The sequence below is a fragment of the Gluconobacter sp. P1C6_b genome (assembly GCF_018811945.1).
Taxonomy (GTDB): domain Bacteria; phylum Pseudomonadota; class Alphaproteobacteria; order Acetobacterales; family Acetobacteraceae; genus Gluconobacter.
Window position 1 is genome coordinate 1 of record NZ_JACRVU010000028.1, and the last position, 16,745, is coordinate 16,745.

At 61.8% G+C, this 16,745-nt stretch carries 8 protein-coding genes; 5 read left to right on the forward strand and 3 right to left on the reverse strand.

Going from position 1 to position 16,745, the window contains the following annotated elements; genetic code table 11:
• From KP701_RS13980 to gltB, 3 genes are all read left to right on the forward strand, one after another.
• Positions 1–857 (forward strand): complex I NDUFA9 subunit family protein (locus KP701_RS13980; RefSeq protein WP_215747569.1); only part of this gene is annotated, 857 nt, incomplete at its 5' end.
• Positions 858–1,048: 191 nt separating this feature from the next.
• On the forward strand, positions 1,049–2,488 hold the full coding sequence (locus KP701_RS13985; RefSeq protein ID WP_215747570.1) for an NAD(P)-dependent oxidoreductase: 1,440 nt from the start codon (positions 1,049–1,051) through the stop codon (positions 2,486–2,488).
• A complete protein-coding gene (gene gltB, locus KP701_RS13990; RefSeq protein WP_215747571.1) occupies positions 2,485–7,005 on the forward strand; it encodes a glutamate synthase large subunit in 4,521 nt (1,506 codons plus the stop codon). Before KP701_RS13985 ends, gltB begins: the two co-directional genes overlap by 4 nt.
• A gap of 5 nt (positions 7,006–7,010) precedes the next feature.
• Here gltB and KP701_RS13995 read toward each other — a convergent pair whose 3' ends face one another.
• Positions 7,011–8,135 carry an acyltransferase gene (locus KP701_RS13995; protein ID WP_215747588.1) on the reverse strand — a complete coding sequence of 375 codons (1,125 nt, stop codon included), beginning with the start codon at positions 8,133–8,135 and terminating at the stop codon, positions 7,011–7,013.
• Between the two features lie 120 nt (positions 8,136–8,255).
• Between KP701_RS13995 and KP701_RS14000 the strand changes: the two genes are divergently transcribed.
• Both KP701_RS14000 and KP701_RS14005 read left to right on the forward strand, forming a co-directional pair.
• Positions 8,256–10,064 (forward strand): M3 family oligoendopeptidase, encoded by a 1,809-nt coding sequence (locus KP701_RS14000; protein WP_215747572.1) that lies wholly within the window; start codon positions 8,256–8,258, stop codon positions 10,062–10,064.
• An 8-nt stretch (positions 10,065–10,072) separates the two neighbouring features.
• Positions 10,073–11,434, forward strand: a complete 1,362-nt coding sequence (locus tag KP701_RS14005) for an AarF/ABC1/UbiB kinase family protein (RefSeq protein ID WP_215747573.1) — start codon at positions 10,073–10,075, stop codon at positions 11,432–11,434.
• A 101-nt stretch (positions 11,435–11,535) separates the two neighbouring features.
• Here the strand turns inward: KP701_RS14005 and KP701_RS14010 are convergent, their stop codons facing one another.
• Together KP701_RS14010 and KP701_RS14015 are read right to left on the reverse strand one after the other, a co-directional pair.
• Complete coding sequence (locus tag KP701_RS14010; RefSeq protein ID WP_215747574.1) at positions 11,536–13,965, reverse strand: TonB-dependent receptor; 2,430 nt, start codon at positions 13,963–13,965, stop codon at positions 11,536–11,538.
• A gap of 344 nt (positions 13,966–14,309) precedes the next feature.
• A complete protein-coding gene (locus tag KP701_RS14015) occupies positions 14,310–16,673 on the reverse strand; it encodes a glucose/quinate/shikimate family membrane-bound PQQ-dependent dehydrogenase (RefSeq protein WP_215747575.1) in 2,364 nt (787 codons plus the stop codon).
• Positions 16,674–16,745: the final 72 nt, after the last annotated feature.

Here is a 16,745-nt window from a genome sequence, read left to right on the forward strand (position 1 = left end):
GGCATGTGGTGCGCGTTGGCAGTCGCAATCCCGAGGGGGATCAGGCGCTGGCACGCTTTCCGGGTGACGGGCGTGTGGAATTCATCAAAGCGTCCGTGAATGACGCGGACTCGCTGGAGCGTCTGTTTAGCGGGGCTGATGCGGGGATCAATCTCGTCTCGATCATGTCGCCAGTTGTGAAGGCGATGCATCGGGTCAATGTGGAAGGGGCGCGGCTTGCGGCGCTGGTGGCCCGGCGCGAGGGGGTGGAACAGTATCTGCACATGTCGGCTATCGGGGCTTCGATACGGTCGCCGGGGAATTACGGGCGGAGCAAGGGGCTGGCCGAGCATGTGGTGCGGGAGGCGTTTCCGGAAGCGGCGCTGTTGCGGCCTTCGGTGATTTTCGGGCCCGAAGACAGTTTCTTCAACATGTTCGCGCTGATTGCGAAGCTCTCGCCGGTGTTGCCGGTGTTTGCGGCGGGGACGCGGTTCCAGCCGGTTTATGTGGGGGATGTGGCGCGGGCGGCGCTGGCGCTGGTGACGCCGGAGCGTGCGGGTATGACGGTCGAGGCGGGTGGGCCGGATGTGCTGACCATGAAGGAACTGATGGCGTTCGTGCTTGAGGCTTCCGGACGTCGTCGTTTTCTGTTGTCGGTGCCGGACTGTGTGGCGAAGCTGGAGGCTGAGATCCTGGAGCCGTTGCCGGGACATCTGCTGACGCGGGATCAGGTTGTGATGATGGGGCTGGATAATGTGGTGCAGCCGGGGGCGGATGATCTCCAGTCGCTCGGGATTACGCCGACGGCGATGCGGAGTGTGGTGCCGGATTATCTGAAGGGCAGCATTTGTGAGAGCTGGCGGCGCTTTCGGAAGTGATGGGTCCGGTCCGGACCTAAACAACTCTGTGAAAAACGACCCATGCAGCGGGAACATGGGTCATTTCGCATGAAAGGTCAGTGTCACTGACTGTTATTGGATAAAGTGAGGGAATAGCTGCTTTCGGACAGGTCTGATGTGCGTCCGGGAGTTTGTGTTCGGGCGGACATGTTTTGCAGGAGACACGACGCATGGCCGAACGCATGTTGCAGTTCGTCACCCACCCCCAGCTGCTTCCCGAGAAGCGCGATGCGGCTGAACGCCGTCAGGATTTCGGGGAGATTTACCGTGGGTTCGCGCGCAGCCGTGCGGAAGAGCAGGCGTCGCGTTGCTCGCAGTGCGGGATTCCGTTCTGCTCCGTGCATTGTCCGCTGGGGAACAACATTCCGGACTGGCTGAAGCTGACGGCTGAGGACCGGCTGGAGGAAGCGTATGAGATGTCGTCCGCGACGAATACGTTTCCGGAGATCTGCGGGCGGATCTGTCCGCAGGACCGGCTGTGCGAAGGCAACTGCGTCATCAACAAGGGTTTTGAGAGCGTCACCATCGGCGCTGTCGAGCGGTTCATTACCGAAAATGCGTTCGAGCAGGGCTGGGTGAAGCCTGCGCTTCCGGATCAGGATCTGGGGCGAAGTGTCGGGATCGTGGGGTCCGGGCCGGCTGGTCTGGCCTGTGCGGAGCGGCTGCGGGCTCAGGGTTATGAGGTTCATGTCTATGAGCGTCAGGACCGTGTGGGTGGGCTGCTGACTTACGGGATTCCGAGCTTCAAGCTGGAGAAGCATGTGGTGGCGCGGCGTCATGCGTTGCTGGAAGAGCAGGGGATCGTGTTCCATCTCTCCACGCCGGTTGGTTCGGGCGCGGGCGAGACCTCCCTTGAGGATCTGCGGGCGCGGCATGATGCGGTGTTTCTGGCGACGGGTGTGTATCGCTCGCGCGATGTGAAGGTGCCGGGGGCCGGGCTTGAGGGGGTTGTCGATGCGATCGACTTCCTGACGGCGTCGAACCGTCGCGGCTATGACGAAGATCCGGGCGAGGATGCGGCGCTTCATGCGAAGGGGCGTCGGGTTGTGGTGATTGGCGGTGGTGACACGGCCATGGACTGCGTGCGCACGTCGATCCGTCAGGGTGCCGAGCGTGTGACCTGTGTTTACCGTCGGGACCGGGCGAACATGCCGGGGTCGCGGCAGGAAGTTTACAATGCCGAGGAAGAAGGCGCGCATTTCGAATGGCTGGGCTCGCCGGAAGCGTTTCTGGGCGATGGCAGCGTGTCGGGTGTGCGGGTGCTGAAGATGCGGCTGGGGGCTCCGGATGCGTCGGGGCGCCGGTCCATCGAGGGCACAGGGCAGCATGACGTGATTGAAGGCGATCTGGTTATCAAGGCTCTGGGCTTCGATCCCGAAGATCTGCCGGGGCAGTTCAATGAGCCGGAGCTGGCTGTGACGCGCTGGGGCACGCTGACGGTGCCGCCGGGGGGCTTTGCGACGAGCCTGCCGGGTGTGTTTGCCGGGGGCGATATCGTGCGCGGGGCGAGCCTGGTCGTCTGGGCGATCAAGGATGGCCGGGATGCGGCCGATGCGATCCATCATCATCTGACTGAAACAATGACCGGTGCTCTGGAGGCCGCGGAATGACACAGAATAACGATTTCATCCGCGAGTATGCCGAGAACGTCGAGCGTCTGAAGGGGCTGTATGACCCGTCGCAGGAGCGCGATTCCTGTGGTGTGGGTCTGGTCGCGGCGCTGGATGGCAAGCCGTCGCGCAGTGTGGTTCAGGCGGGCATCGAGGCGCTGGGCAATATCTGGCATCGCGGTGCGGTCGATGCCGATGGCAAGACCGGCGATGGCGCGGGCATTCATGTGGAAATCCCGCAGGATTTCTTTGCCGAGGCGATCCATAACGGCTCCAGCGACGATACGATCGACGGGCGCATTGCTGTCGGCATGGTGTTCCTGCCCAAGACCGATCTGGGATCGCAGGAGCGGGGCCGTCAGATCATCGAGACGGAGATCCTGAACTTCGGTTACGGGATCTATGGCTGGCGTCAGGTGCCGATCGATACGGCGTGCATTGGCGAGAAGGCCAACCAGACGCGGCCGGAGATCGAGCAGATTATGATCCGCAACCGGCTTGGCCGGTCCGAGGACGAGTTCGAGCGCGACCTGTATGTGCTCCGTCGGCGGATCGAGAAGCAGGCGACGGCGCAGCAGGTTGATCTGTATGTGTGTTCGATGTCCTGCCGCTCGGTGATCTACAAGGGCATGTTCCTTGCCGAGAACCTGACGGATTTCTATCCGGATCTGCTGGATGAGCGGTTTGTGTCGCGGTTTGCGATCTACCATCAGCGGTATTCGACCAACACGTTCCCGACCTGGAAGCTGGCCCAGCCGTTCCGCAAGGTGGCGCATAACGGCGAGATCAACACGATTTCGGGCAATACGAACTGGATGCGCTCGCATGAGACGCGGCTCGCGCATCCGGAGCTGGATCCGTATATGGAGGATCTGAAACCTGTGGTGCAGGCTGCGGGGTCGGATACGGCGGTTCTGGACAATGTGTTCGAACTGCTGACGTTTGCCGGGCGTGATGCGCCGATGGCGAAGACGATGCTGGTGCCGGCTTCTGGTGGTGCGAACTCCGCGATGTCCGATGCGGCGCGGGCGCTGTTTCGGTACTGCAATGCGGTGATCGAGCCCTGGGATGGTCCGGCGGCTTTGTGTGCGACGGATGGGCGCTGGGTTGTGGCGGGGCTGGACCGTGCGGGTCTGCGGCCGCTGCGGTACAGCATCACGCAGGATGGGCTGCTCATCGTGGGGTCCGAGACCGGGATGGTCCGGGTGCCCGATGCGCGGGTGAAGAGCCGTGGACGGCTTGGTCCGGGGCAGACGCTGGCGCTGGATCTGAAGGAAGGGCGGCTTTATCAGTCCGAAGAGCTTCTGGAGATGCTGGCGTCGCGTCAGGATTTCCAGGGCTGGGTAAAGCGCATCCGCGATATCGAGCCGATCGTGCGCGATGTGGTCGAGCCCGAGGCGCTGGACCCGGATGTGCTGCGGCGGCATCAGGTGGCGGTCAGTCTGACGCATGAGGAACTGGAGACCATTCTGCACCCGATGGTGGAGAATGCTGCCGAGGCTCTGGGGTCGATGGGCGATGATACGCCGCTTCAGGTTCTGTCCACGATCTATCGCGGGCTGGCGCATTATTTCCGTCAGGGGTTCAGTCAGGTCACGAACCCGCCGATCGATTCCCTGCGTGAGACGCGGGTGATGAGTCTGGTCACGCGGCTGGGCAATCTTGGGAATATTCTCGATCAGGCGCCGGAGCAGTGTGACCTGTTGCAGTTGCCGAGCCCGGTTCTCACGATCGGTGAGTTCGACGAGCTGCTGAAGGTGTGTGGTGAGAATGCGGGTGTGATCGACTGCACCTTCTCGGCTGAAGAGGGCGAGGAAGGTCTGCGGGCGGCGATTGCGTCTATTCGGGCGCAGGCTGAGGATCATGTTCGCGGCGGGTGCACGCATCTGTTCCTGACGGATGACAATACGGATGCGACGCGGGTTGCGATCCCGATGATCCTCGCGACGGCGGCCGTGCATATCCATCTGGTGCGCAATTCGCTGCGGACGTTCACGTCGCTGAATGTGCGGACGTCGGGCGCGATCGATGTGCATGCGATCGCGGTGACGATCGGTGTTGGTGCGACGACTGTGAATCCGGCGCTGGCGCAGTATTGCGTGGCGGACCGGCTGCGGCGCGGGCTGTTCGGCAAGATGTCGCTGCGTGAGGCGATGGAGCGGTATCGCAAGGCCGTGGACAAGGGTCTGCTCAAGATCATGTCCAAGTCGGGCATTTCGATCATCTCGGCCTATCGTGGCGGGTATAATTTCGAGGCGATCGGGCTGTCCCGCGCGCTGGTGGCGGAGTTCTTCCCGGGCATGCCGTCGCGGATTTCGGGGATTGGTCTGCCGGGGATTGCGCGCAACATTCTTGGCGCGCATGCGGCAGCGTGGAACCGGAAGGTCGAGGCGCTCCCCGTGGGCGGGCGTTACAAGCTGCGCCGTCAGGGTGAGACGCATGCGTTCTCCGGGCAGCTTGTGCACATGCTCCAGAGTGCGGTGACGGCGAACAGCTTTACGCTGTACCGGCGTTACGCGGATGCGGTGCGTCAGATGCCGCCGGTGGCGCTGCGTGATCTGCTGGATTTCAAGCCGCTTCACGCGCCGGTTCCGGTGGACGAAGTGGAGAGCATCACGCAGATCCGCCGTCGTCTGGTGGCGCCGGGGATTTCGCTGGGGGCCCTGAGCCCTGAGGCGCATGAGACGCTGGCGATTGCCATGAACCGGATCGGTGCGAAGTCCGATTCCGGCGAGGGTGGCGAGGATGCCGAGCGCTCCAAGCCGCGTCCGAACGGGGACAATGCGTCTTCGGCGATCAAGCAGGTGGCGTCGGGGCGTTTTGGTGTGACGGCGCAGTATCTGAACGACTGCCGCGAGATCGAGATCAAGATGGCGCAGGGTGCGAAGCCCGGCGAGGGCGGGCAGCTTCCGGGCTTCAAGGTCACGGAACTGATCGGGCGTCTGCGTCATGCGACGCCGGGGGTCACGCTGATTTCGCCGCCGCCGCATCATGACATCTATTCGATCGAGGATCTGGCGCAGCTCATTTATGATCTCAAGCAGATCAATCCGACGGCGACCGTCACGGTCAAGCTGGTGGCGCGGACCGGCATTGGCACGATTGCGGCCGGTGTGGCGAAGGCCAAGGCGGATGCGATCCTGATTTCCGGCCATTCGGGCGGGACGGGGGCGAGCCCGCAGTCTTCGATCCATTATGCAGGCCACCCCTGGGAAATGGGGCTGTCGGAGGCGCATCAGGTGCTGATGTTGAACCGGCTGCGTCATCGTCTGGTGCTGCGGACGGATGGTGGCATCAAGACGGGGCGTGACGTTGTCATGGCGGCGATGCTGGGTGCGGAAGAGTTCGGTATTGGCACGGCCGCGCTTGTGGCGATGGGCTGCATCATGGTGCGTCAGTGCCACTCCAACACCTGTCCGGTGGGCGTGTGTGTGCAGGACGAGAAGTTGCGGGAGAAGTTCGGGGGATCGCCTGAGAAGGTCATCAATCTGTTCACGCTGATTGCGGAAGACATCCGGCATATTCTGGCGGATCTGGGTGTGCGGTCGCTTGAAGAGGTGATCGGGCGGACGGACATGCTGCGCCAGGTATCGCGTGGTGCGGATTATCTGGATGATCTGGATCTCAACTCGCTGCTGGTTCAGGCCGACCCGGGCGGTCATGCGCGGTTCTGCACCCGTGAGGGGCGTAACGAGGTTCCCGAGACGCTGGACGGGCAGATCATCCCGGATGCTACGGCGCTGTTTGAGCGTCGGGAGAAGCTGCATCTGCATTACACGGTGCAGAACACGCATCGTGCGATCGGTACGCGGGTCTCGGGGCTGATTACGCGCAAATTCGGCATGAAGGAGCTTCCGGAAGGGCAGCTCACGCTGTCGCTGCGCGGTTCGGCCGGGCAGTCTCTGGGTGCATTCGGTGTGCAGGGGCTCAAGATCGAGGTTGAGGGCGATGCCAACGACTACGTCGGCAAGGGGCTTTCGGGGGCGACGATCGTTGTCCGCAAGTCACCGGCGGCGCAGTGGGCGTCCGAGCAGAGCGCGATCATCGGCAATACGGTTCTGTACGGGGCGACGGCGGGTGCGCTGTTTGCGGCCGGGCAGGCGGGTGAGCGCTTTGCGGTCCGGAACTCCGGTGCGACGGCCGTGGTCGAGGGCTGTGGCTCGAATGGCTGCGAATACATGACCGGCGGGACGGTCGTGATCCTTGGGGAGACGGGCGACAATTTCGGCGCCGGTTTCACGGGGGGCATGGCGTATGTGCTGGATGTGAAGGGGCGCTTTGAGGCGCAGATCAACCCCGATACGGTGATCTGGAGCCGTGTGCAGGCCGGCAGCCGCTGGGATCAGGAGCTTCGGGCGCTGGTGGAGCGGCATGTGGCGGAGACGGGCAGCACCTATGCCGCGGATCTGCTGCATTGCTGGGAGCGGACGCTGGAGCGGTTCTGGCACGTTGTGCCGCGCGATTATGCGCGGATCATCGGCTACGTGCAGGAAGACCTGTCGCAGCTTTCGGCCTGACGGGGTTATCCCTGCCTGGGGCGGAGTTTCAGGCAGGGGCGTTCCACGACGCGCCATGAGTGGATGGCGCCGCCGATCGTGGTGAGGATCGTGAAGATGACGGCATGTCTGCGGCCGAGGCCGTAGCGGGCCTGAAGGTCTCCTGCGGCCAGGGCCAGCGGGAGATGGCACAGATAGAGCGCGTAGCTGTGGGTGCTGATGCTGCGGACTGCCGGGCCTATCAGGGGCGGCAGGGTGCGCAGCCGCATCATGGCGGGCATGCACAGGGCATAGCCTAGTCCCGTAACATCAAATGAGGCCATGGCGCCGAAGCGCGGGGGCCAGAGGGCATTGTCTCCGGTGTTGCGCCACCAGACCGTGAGCACGATCGCGGTGCCCAGGGCCGCGAGTATTGTGCTGTAGCGGGTGATGGCGGGTCTGCACCGGTAGAGCCAGGCGGCGGCGATGCCCCACGCGATGGAGTCGAAGCGACAGGGGACGATCTTGCTGGTGACTTCGTCCCAGTTGACGTCCGTGGATAGCGACAGGCGCCAGCAGAGCGGGACGATGAAGAAGGCTGCGAGTGTGGTTCCGAACGCCAGCGCCGGTTTGATGCGGCAGGCGAGGAGCGTGAGCAGCAGGGCCGGGAAGGCGATGTAGAACCATTCTTCCACGCAGAGCGACCATGTGACGCCGTACCAATTCGAGACCATGGGCCAGCCGAGATTCTGTGTCAGGGTCAGGAACCAGGGCAGGGCGTGGCGGGCTTCGTCCCACGGCACGCCGTAGGGGCCGAAATAAGCGAGCGGGATGAGCAGCGCGAACAGCCAGAAATAATAGGCCGGAAGCGTACGCAGCCAGCGGCGGACCAGAAAGATTCCCCAGCCTTTCAGGGAGGTTCCGCGTTCCAGCAGGTCCAGCATGATCGTGCCGATCAGGAAGCCGCTGAGGACGAAGAACAGCATCACACCGTAGAAGCCAAGTACCGCCAGATGGAATGGGAGGCTGTGGTGCCACCATGCACAGAACAGGCTTCCGTCATGGCAGATCAGGACATCGAGGATGGCGACCGTCCGCACCAGATCGGGGCCTGCGATTCGCGCCTTCAGGTTTTCAAACGATGTCAGCGTCTCAAATGCCTGGGGGGGTATTTTTGCATGAAGTGGCGGAAGATCCGGGGTTGCGGGCTTTGCGGCGGTTTTACACTACGGTCCTGTTATCAACATCCCGTTTGACGGGGGGGATTGTGGCTTTAAGGTCAGGATATGACCATGCTCTTTTCTGCCGCTGACGGCACGCCGAATTCGTCCTCCGGGGAGCAGATGCCTCCCCGCTGGGATCTCTCTGATCTTTATGCGTCGCCGGAAGATCCGGTGTTGGCTTCGGATTTCGATCGCTGGGCCGGGGCTGCGCGGAGTTTCTGCGAAACGTATAAGGGGCGTCTGGAGACGCTGAGCGGCGCGGAGCTTGCGAAGGCGTTCGCGGAGTACGAAGCGATTGAGGAGGGCCTGGGGAAGATCGGGTCTTTCTCCAGTCTCGGTTTTGCGGCGCATACGACCGATCCGGTCTGGGGGCGGTTTGCGCAGGGTGTGCAGGAGCGGATGACGGAGGTGGCCTCCGATCTGATGTTCTTTACGCTGGAGCTGAACCGGATTCCGGACGAGGTTCTGGCGCGGATCTGCGAGGCGCAGGAGATGCGCAAATGGGACCCGTATCTGCGGGATCTGCGGATGTACCGGCCGTATCAGCTTTCCGATGAGGTCGAGCAGGTGCTGATGGACAAGTCGGTGACGGGGCGCAATGCCTGGAACCGGCTGTTCGACGAGACGATGGCGACGCTGAGTGTCACGATCGACGGTGAGGAAAAGCCGCTCGGCGAGGCGTTCAATCTGCTGACGAATGCGGATCGCGAAAAGCGCGAGGGTGCGGCGCAGCAGATCAGTGCGGTTCTGGGTGAGAATTCGCGGCTGCTGACGATGATTACCAACACGCTCGCCAAGGACAAGGCGATCGGGGACAAGCTGCGGGGATATCCGCGCCCGACGAGTTCGCGCAATCTGGCGAACATGGTTGAGGATGAGGTCGTTGATGCGCTGGTGGGCGCGGTGGACGAAGCCTATCCGCGGCTGGCGCACCGGTATTATGCGCTCAAGGCGAAGTGGCTCGGGCTGGAAAAGCTGGAGCACTGGGACCGCAATGCGCCGCTTCCGGGTGTTGAGGCGCGGAAGATCGACTGGGAGCAGGGCAAGGAGATCGTGCGGACCGCCTATGCCGGGTTTGATCCGGGTCTGGGCGAGATCGTGAACCGGTTCCTGACGCATTCCTGGATCGATGCGGCACCCGTGGCGGGCAAGTCTTCGGGGGCGTTCTCCCATTCCTGCGTGCCGTCGGTGCATCCGTACATTCTGATGAACTATCGCGGGCAGCCGCGCGACGTGATGACGCTGGCGCATGAACTGGGGCATGGCGTGCATCAGACGCTGGCCGGGCAAAAGCAGGGCTATCTGAATGCCGATACGCCGCTGACGCTGGCGGAGACAGCATCGGTGTTTGGTGAAATGCTGACGTTCCAGTCGCTGCTGGATGCGGAGAGCGATCCGAAGCGCCGTCGTCACATGCTGGCGGCGAAAGTCGAGGACATGCTGAACACGGTTGTCCGCCAGATCGCGTTCTATCAGTTTGAAGTGAAGGTGCATGACGAGCGGGCGAAGGGTGAGCTTTCGCCGGAGCGTCTGGGAGAAATCTGGCGTGAGGTTCAGGTCCGGAGTCTGGGGCCTGCTTTCCATTTCACACCGGATTATGACCTCTACTGGTCTTATATCCCGCATTTCGTGCATTCCCCGTTTTATGTTTATGCGTATGCTTTCGGGGATTGTCTGGTGAATGCGCTTTATGGCGTTTATCAGGAAAAACCAGAGGGTTTTGCTGCGAAATACCGGACCATGCTCGAAGCGGGCGGGACGCTGCGTCACAAGGAGCTGCTCGCGCCGTTCGGACTTGATGCGACAGATCCGGGTTTCTGGCGTAAAGGACTGGATGTGATCTCGGGACTGATTGATCAGCTCGAGCAGGAGGACTGAGGAGCATCATGGCGAGGGATCTCGACAACACCGGCCTCATGGGGGAGCTGCGTCGCATGGCGCGGACCTCCGGCGCGGTCGGCGGCATTGCGGCACGGATGGCGGGCAACCGTCTGGGCTTCAAGACGGACAAGGGCGTTCATGCAGAGGGCCTGAAGTCGGCGTTGGGAAACCTCAAGGGGCCGCTGATGAAGGCGGCCCAGCTTCTTTCGACCATTCCCGGCGCTCTGCCTGACGAATACGCGGAAGAGCTGGCGCATCTGCAGTCCAATGCGCCGCCGATGGGGTGGAGCTTTGTGCGCCGCCGCATGCAGGCCGAGCTTGGGGCAGGCTGGGAAAAGCATTTCCGCTCCTTCAGCCATGAGGCCGTGGCGGCAGCATCGCTCGGGCAGGTGCATCGGGCGCGTCTGGTCGATGGGCGCGAAGTGGCATGCAAGCTGCAGTATCCGGACATGCAGGCGGCCGTGGATTCGGATCTGCGGCAGTTCCGTGCGGCGCTGGGGATTTACCGGCAGTTCGAGACGGCGATCCGTCAGGACGAGGTTTATACCGAGCTGGCGGACCGGCTTCGGGAAGAGCTGGATTACCGGCGTGAGGCGAGCCATCTGCGGCTGTATCGGGACATGCTCGCGAATACGCCCGAAGTGACGGTGCCGGCGCCGGTCGAGGAACTGTCCACCGGGCGGCTGCTGACCATGGATTGGGTGAGCGGACGCAGTATGCGGACCGTTCTGGGCGAGAACCTGCCGCAGGAAGACCGGAACGCGATGGCGACGGCGCTGTTCAAGGCCTGGTATACGCCGGTGTATCGCTATGGTGTCATTCACGGTGACCCGCATATGGGCAATTTCACCGTGCGGGACGATTATGGGCTGAACCTGCTGGATTTCGGGGCTGTCCGGATTTTCTCGCCGCGCTTTGTGGAAGGGGTTATCGACCTGTTCACGGCGCTGCGGGAGAACAACGAAGAGCTGGCGTTCCATGCGTACAGCAAGTGGGGCTTCCAGGGGATTTCGCGCGAGACGGCGAGCATTCTGAATGAGTGGGCGCGGTTCTTTTACCGGCCGCTGATGACGGACCGGGTGTGCTCCATGCAGGAGAGCAATGATCCGGCTGAGGCGCGTCAGGTTCTGGAGAAGGTCTATGACGGGCTGAAGCGCACGGGCGGTGTGAAGCTGCCGCGTGAGTTCGTGCTGATGGACCGTTCGGCGATCGGGCTGGGCAGTGCGTTCCTGCGTCTGGAGGCGCGGCTGAACTGGCACCGGATGTTCGAGGAACTGATCGAGGGCTTCAACGTGAACGTGCTGGCGCAGCGTCAGCAGGAGGCTCTGGCAAAGGCGAAGGTGCCACCGGCGCTGTCTTCGCTCTGAGGGGCTGAGGTTATGAAAAAGGGGCGCTTCCTTTGCGGGAAGCGCCCTTTTTTTGTGTCATGGCCTGAGGGGCGCGTGGGACGCGCTCCGCCACGAAGCCTTCAGAAATCTACGCTTGCGCTGCCGCCGACGAAGAAAGGTGAGGCAACGTAATAAGTTGTGCTTCCTGCGGCGATTGCGGAGCCGAAGACGCCGGTCGTTGCTTTGCCGTTTGAGGCGGTTCCGTTCACGAAGCCAAGATAGTGATTGTTCGTGATGTTCTGGATGTTGAGTTTGAGAACGGGGTTCTTCAGGACACCATAGTTCCGGAAGCGGTAGCCTGCATGGACATCCATCGTGACGTAGCTTGGGATGGACGTATCATTATTGAAGGTTGCGTACTGCTTGCCGACATATTTCAGTCCGAAGCCGCTGAAGAACGCGCCGTCGTCATAATCCAGGTTGAAAGCCACCTGAACCTTTGCGGTCTGGGGAGCGAACTTTCCTTTACTGTGGACATAGTCATTGGTGCTGCCGCCTGCAGCGACATTGCTGTCGGTTCGGGCGTCAATATATTCCGCGGAAATATAGGGGCGGAGGTGGTAAAGGATGGGGCGTGTTCCGATTTCGAAATCGACGCCATCGGCATGGGAGCTTCCGCCATTGACGCTCGTGGAATAGTAGGCCCCGTTAGACTGTACGACGGTCTCGGAATAGAGACGATTGGTGAAATTGTAGTGGAAATAGCTTAGTGTTCCATTGAAGAGAGCGCCCTGGTAACGGATGCCTGCTTCTTCTGAAATCGAGATTTCCGGTTTCATGTTGGTGTTGGCCTTGGTGCTGTAGCCCGAGCCGGACGTATATGTACCGGAATCGTAGAGCGCCGTGTTCATCGGGATACGGAAATTGGTTGTTCCCGATGCGAAGAGCTGGATTTCGTTGTTCAGCTTGTAGCGGATGGATGCGGCGGGGAGAGGCTCGTTCCAGCTTCCGTTGATATAGGGTCCGGTGGAGGTGTCTGGCAGGAAGTTGTGACCCTGTCTGGCGACCATCGCGTATTTCAGCCCGGCCTCGAGCGTCAGGTGATTATTCAGCAGCGAGAGGCTGTCATCGATGAACAGGGTGTGGATACGGGTCTGTGTCAGGGTGTCGCGATATTCAGCCGTGACGCCGTTGGAGAGGACCATGTTCGTCCCACCGCCATAGACGTCCAGCGGGGTGCCTGTCGCCATGTTGACGAGGCTGTAGGGGCTGGTCTGGATCTGCTTGGAGTACTCGAACCAGTAGCCGATCATCAGGCGGTTTGCACCCGTATGCAGGGCCAGTTTGGTGACGGCGCCGGGGCGATAGGTCTGTGTGTTGGACGGGTTGTAGACCAGAAGGCTCTTCGTATTGGATGAATTATACTGTCCGATGGAAGCGGAGAGCGTTTGAGCCCCGTACTGCTGGCTGGACAGGCTTTCGCTGTAGGCGCCGCCGCCGTTACCGTTTCCGTACCAGAAATACGGTGTTTCCGTGAGGGTCAGGTGGTCGGTCAGTGTGAATGTCGAAGGGGCACTGGCATAGATGTTGGTAAAGGGGTTCTGGTGCAGCTTGTAATAGTTGGTGCTGGGGCTGCTGGGGTTCCATTTGCCGGTATAGGTATAGTTGACGCCGTATTTGTTCCAGTTTGCCAGTGACATGGACGGGAAGAGGGTGCTGTTGCTCTGGTTGCCGACGATTGCCAGGGAAATCCGGTTGCCCTGCCCCCATTCATTGACCCATTTGGTTTCGCCGTGCAGCTTTCGCTGGGAGCCGGGGCCACGCCATGAATCTTCATGGGCTGCGGAGAAGGATACGTAGCCCTTGAGGTTGGTGTTGCCGATCTTTCCGGTGTCCATGCGTCCGAAAATGCGACGGGAATTGTAACTGCCGTATGTTCCGTCCAGATGGCCGCCAAAATGGTCCTTCGGATCGAGCAGATACATGTTCACGGCACCGCCGGATGCGCTGATATGCGGGCTGTCCAGATCTGCGGAGCCCTGCTCGACAGTGATGGAGCGAAGGTTCTCGGAATCTACGATTTCCTGCGGATAGACGGCGTAGTTTCCGATGTCGTTGATCGGGAAACCTTCCAGCGTGAAGCCGATCTGGCTGGCATTCAGACCGCGCATGGTCATGTTGCCGCCATTCAGGCCGAGAGGGTCGACGGAGGTGGTGTTCACACCCGGCAGCATTGCAATGAGCTGCATCGGGTTGACGCCCGGCGTCTGCTTGGAAATGAATTCCTGTGTCACGGTCGAGCGGGATTTTGCCGCGTCTTCGTGAACCATCAGACCTGCGCCGGGCGATGACCGGCGGCTGCCCTGGACACGGACGGTTTCGGATCTGGCTTCATCTGTTGGCGAGGTGGAGCCCATCATGGACGGGCTGTCTTCCTTCGTTGCGGCGGATTTATGGGTTTGTGTGGGACGGTGGCTTCTGGACTTTGGCGCGACGTCAGACTGGGCGAAAGCGGCGGAAACGCTGAGGGCCAGAGCGGTCGTGGCGCAGAGGCAGTAACGAGATCTCATCGTCGTGGTAAATCCTTGGAAGATGCCCGGTTATGATGGCTCTGTATGAGAGCTTGTCGGAGACGCAGTTATCACGGGCGATTTAATTTTGTTATTACAGTTTGATGATGAAATAAAATATACTCACAAGTTTCTTTGTGAATTCATTTTGAATTATTTGGATACATTTTACGTTTCTTTAGTAACCAATTGTCTCTCAAGAATTATATTTTGAGTTTTGGGAGCGTGGGTGTCGAAGCGTGCAGGGTGTTCGGAGAGGTACCTGCCGGGTTCGATGGGGTCGAGGGCATAAAAAAAGGGGCGCTTCCTTTGTGGGAAGCGCCCCTTTTCCTGTTTCTGCGCTCTTATTCTGAGGGCAGGGCGTAGGCGATGACGTAATCGCCGCGGTTCTTGTCGACGCCCGAGCGGGTCAGGCCGCCTGCGGTGACGACGATGTACTGTTTGCCGGTCTTGTCGGACAGGTAGCTCATGGGAGCGGCCTGTGAGGCGACGGGGAGACGGGCTTTCCAGACGACTTCGCCGGTGTCGGTGTTGAGCGCGCGGACGTAGTTGTCGAGCGTGCCGGAGAAGAACACCAAGCCGGTATGGGTGGCCAGCGGGCCGCTCATGGTCGGCATGCCGAGCGGGATGGCGAGGCCTGGGACCATGCCGTGGATGGGCATGTCCTGGATCGTGCCGAGCGGCATGCTCCATTTGACCTTGCCGCTGCGCAGGTCGATGGCGTTCATCGTGCCATAAGGTGGCTTCACGCAGGGGAGACCGGCAGGGGAGAAGAACATCGAGCGGACGACGCCCCAAGGGGTGCCTTTCTGTTCGGAATATTCGCCTTCCGAGCTGGGTTTGAAGCCGCTGCGGCGGGCTTCTTCCTGCTTCATGAACTTGCCCCACTGGGCCATGCGGATGTCGTTGACCAGCAGCGTTCCGGTGCTTTCGTCCACGGCGCCGCCGCCCCAGTTGATGCCGCCGTAATAGCCCGGATAGATGATGGTGGCCTGCTTCTCGTTGACGGGGGTGAACTCGCCTTCATAGCGGTAGGAGGCGAACTGGATACGGCACAGGAGGTGGTCGAAGATCGTGCCGCCCCACATGTCGCTGGCCTTCAGGCGCTCCGTTCCGATGGAGAGGGCGGAATAGGGCTGAACGGGCGAGAGGTACTGGTGTTCCGGTGCGCCGTCCTGCGGGACTTTGCGCATTTCCACGGGGACGATCGGGGTGCCGTCGCGACGGTCAAGCACGAAGATCTGGCCGCGCTTGGTCATGGCGATGATTGCCGGGCGTGTGCCGCCGTGGCCGTCCGGAATGTCGTAGAGGATGGGCTGGGCCGTGGCGTCATAATCCACGAGGTCGTGGTTTGCGGTGCGGAAGTGCCAGCGTTCGTCGCCGGTCTTGGCGTCTACGGCTACGAAGGCGTCGTTGTATTCATCCGAAGCCTTGCTGCGGTCGCCGCCCCAGAAATCGGGGGTCTGGTTGCCGAGCGGGAAGAAGACGAGATTGAGCTTCGGGTCGTAGCTGGCGGTGCCCCACATATTGGGGGTTTCGGGGGGGTAGATTTCGCCGTCGGCCAGCGGTGTGGTGCCGCGATGCGGGTTGGTGGCGTCCCAGGCCCAGACCTGTGCTCCGGTGCGGACGTCATAGCCGCGGACGACGCCGGAGGGTTCGCCGGTGCGCTCGTTATCGGCGATGCGGCCGCCGACGACCACGATGTCACCGGCCACAAGGGGAGCGGCTGTCGGGTAGTAGGAGCCGGGGGCCGTCGGGCCGAGGCCGGTCAGGAGATTGACGTTGCCGTTCGTTCCGAAATCCGTGCAGGCCTGACCTGTGCGGGCGTCGATGGTGATGAGGCGGGCGTCAATCGTGGTAAGGACGATGCGCGAGGCGCAGGGCGCGTTGGCGTCCGTGGCCGTGCTGTCATGCCAGTAACCGACGCCGCGGCAGCGCTGCCAGACTTTCGTTTGGGCGTGGGGGTCGAACTTCCACTTTTCCGTGCCGGTGTCGGGGTCGAGCGCCGAGACGATGTTGTGCGGCGAGCAGATATAGACCGTGTCGCCGATCTTGATGGGGGTTCCCTGAAACTCGGCGCCGTTCAGCGCCATGTCGCCAGTGCGGTAGGTCCAGGCGACGCGGAGTTTGCTGACATTGTCGCGGTTGATCTGCGTGAAGCTGGCGTAGCGCGTGCCGGAAGCCGTGCGGCCATAGGCGGGCCAGTCATGGCCTGGCTGGTCGGAATCGGCGGTGGACGCGGTTTCCTGCGGGTGGGTGGTGTCCTGTGGGGCGATGGTCGGATGGACCCGGAACATGCCAGCGAGGAACGCCACGATGATGGCGCCGAGGGCACCGGAAGTGGCGCCTGTGACGGGGCGGGTGAAGTAGCGCCGGCCGGGGCCGCTGAGCCAGGGTGCCATGAGGGTCGCGATCAGGGCGACGCACAGGAACACGATCAGGCGGGAAAAGCTGGGCCAGAAGCTGGTGCCGACTTCAGCGAGCGACCACAGGGCTGTTGCTACAAGCAGGCCGAGGGCGATCCATGTCGAGAGGATGCTGCGACGGATCATGTAGACGCTGCTGGCCGCCAGCGCGATGCCGGCGAGGGTGTAGAACCACGAGCCGCCGAGAATGATGAGGTGGAGGCCTTCGATGATCAGGAAGGCGGCCATGAGGGCGCCCAGGATCCCGATAATCATGGAGAGCGTGCGGGGGCCGCTGTTCATTTGGGCAGGCCTCCGGCGCAGGGCGGCGTCTGGCGGGACAGGCTTTGTGCCGTTTTGTGGGGGAGATGAGGT